Below are 405 nucleotides of genomic sequence, written 5' to 3'. Positions count from 1 at the left end.
CCATCGTCCAACGCTGGATGACCGACAAGAGCGCGCTAGGGTGCGCCAAGCTCTATCGCGCCGGGACTTACTACGATGCCGTCAGTTTGATGCGGTACAACCGCGATTACGCCGATGTTTCCGGCCTGTATCCGGCCGGCGAATCGTTTTCGGTGGATGCAGGCTGGACGGAGCCTTGCCTGCGCGGCGCCATCGATGCCGTGATCAACCTCTGCAATGCCACCCAAGCCACGTTCAACGGGGGGTTTAGCCTGGATGTGTACCCACGCTACCAGGGGCAGCCATCGATTCAGCAGCTGCCTACGACTCAAGCGGAAACAGCCTACTGACGCATAAACAAAAAAGACCTCCTATTAAACACCCACCCGTCCCGGTGGGTTCATAACAATAAAAAGAGGTCTGCAC

At 57.5% G+C, this 405-nt stretch carries 1 protein-coding gene; it reads left to right on the top strand.

Annotated elements, in window-relative coordinates; translation table 11 throughout:
* Positions 1-329 (top strand): hypothetical protein (locus AC0L3B_RS38505; protein ID WP_473382842.1); only part of this gene is annotated, 329 nt, incomplete at its 5' end.
* Positions 330-405: the final 76 nt, after the last annotated feature.

The organism is Bradyrhizobium sp. Kon56 (assembly GCF_055807635.1).
The sequence above is the reverse complement of the archived record's forward strand: the minus strand, read 5'-3'. Positions and strand labels throughout refer to the sequence as shown.